Here is a 1,674-nt window from a genome sequence, read left to right on the forward strand (position 1 = left end):
CCGTCGAAGCCCACCCCAGCCGCCGCCATTTTGTGCGCCAGCTGAGCCTGGCCGCCGCAGCCCTGGGCACCCTGCCTCTGGCCGCCTGCGGCGGCAGCGACGATGCGCCCGCCGTGCAGTTTGCCCACGGCATTGCCAGCGGCGACCCACTGGCCGACCGCGTGATGCTGTGGACGCGCGTGACGCCGCCCGCAGGCCACACCAGCGACATCCCGGTCGCTTGGGAAGTGGCCGCCGACAGCACCTTCACCACTCTCGTGGCGCAGGGACAGACCACAGCGCTCGCCAGCAAGGACTTCACCGTCAAGGTCGATGCCACCGGCTTGAAGGCCGCCACCGCGTACCACTTCCGCTTTCGCGCCTATGCGGCCACGTCCACGACCGGGCGCACGCGCACCCTGCCCACGGGCAGCGTGGCGCAAGTCAAGCTGGCAGTGTTCTCGTGCGCCAACTACCCAGCGGGCTACTTCAACGTGTACGCCGATGCGGCCAAGCGCAACGACCTGGATGCCACCGTGCACCTGGGCGACTACCTCTACGAATACGGCCGGGGCGGCTACGCATCGGCCAACGCGGGCGCCATGGGCCGCCTGTCCGCACCCGCCACTGAAATCGTGAGTCTGGCCGACTACCGCCAGCGCCACGCGCAGTACAAGACCGATGCCGACCTGCAAGCCCTGCACGCCGCCGCCCCCATGATTGCCGTATGGGACGACCATGAGATCACCAACGACACCTGGCGCGACGGGGCCGAGAACCACCAAAGCGCCACCGAAGGCAGCTTCAGCGCCCGCAAGGCCGCCGCCATGCAGGCCTACCACGAGTGGATGCCCACCCGCAACGCGCAGCCCGAGCTGATCTACCGCAGCTTTGCCTTTGGCAACCTGGTGGCGCTGCACATGCTCGACACCCGCGTGGTGGCCCGCGACGAACAGCTCGACTACAGCAAGTTCTTTACCGCCAGCGGTTTTGATGCGGCAGGCTTCACGGCAGCGGTGGGCAGCGCCAGCCGCCAGCTGCTGGGCACCACGCAAACGCAGTGGCTGCAACAGCAAATGACGGCATCCACCGCCACCTGGCAGGTGCTGGGCCAGCAGGTGCTGATGGGCCGCATGAACATCCCTGCGCCCATCCTCATGGAGACCCTGCAGCCCGGCGCAGGCGTCAGCGTCAGCCAGTACGCGGCCCTGGTGGCCCGTGCGCAGAGTAACCCTAGCAGCCTCACGCCCGCTGAGCGGGCCATCCTGGCGCAGCCCTCCATCCCCTACAACCTGGACGCCTGGGATGGCTACCAGGCCGCGCGCGAGACGGTACTGGCCACCTCGCGCAGCCTGGGCAAGAACCTCGTGGTGCTGTCAGGCGACACGCATAACGCCTGGGCTAACGAACTGCAGGACATGAACGGCAAGGCCGTGGGCGTGGAGTTCGCGACTTCGTCCGTCAGCTCCCCAGGGTTTGAGGAATACCTGCCCAATGAAAAGCCCGCCACGCTGGCAGGCGCGCTCGAACAGCTGATTGGCCCGCTGCAATACTGCGACACCTCGCGCCGTGGCTACATGGTGGTCACCGCCACGGCCACCGAATGCCGGGCCGACTGGGTGTACGTAAGCACCATCACTAGCCGCAGCTACACCGCCAGTACGGACAAGTCCCTCAAGGTGGTGGCGGGCGCAG

At 67.6% G+C, this 1,674-nt stretch carries 1 protein-coding gene; it reads left to right on the forward strand.

Going from position 1 to position 1,674, the window contains the following annotated elements; genetic code table 11:
• Nucleotides 1-32: 32 nt before the first annotated feature.
• A partial coding sequence (locus DBR12_RS18980; protein ID WP_108618676.1) for an alkaline phosphatase occupies nucleotides 33-1,674 on the forward strand: 1,642 nt, incomplete at its 3' end.

The sequence above is a fragment of the Acidovorax sp. HMWF029 genome (genome assembly GCF_003060895.1).
In the GTDB taxonomy this organism is placed as follows: Bacteria; Pseudomonadota; Gammaproteobacteria; order Burkholderiales; family Burkholderiaceae_C; genus Acidovorax.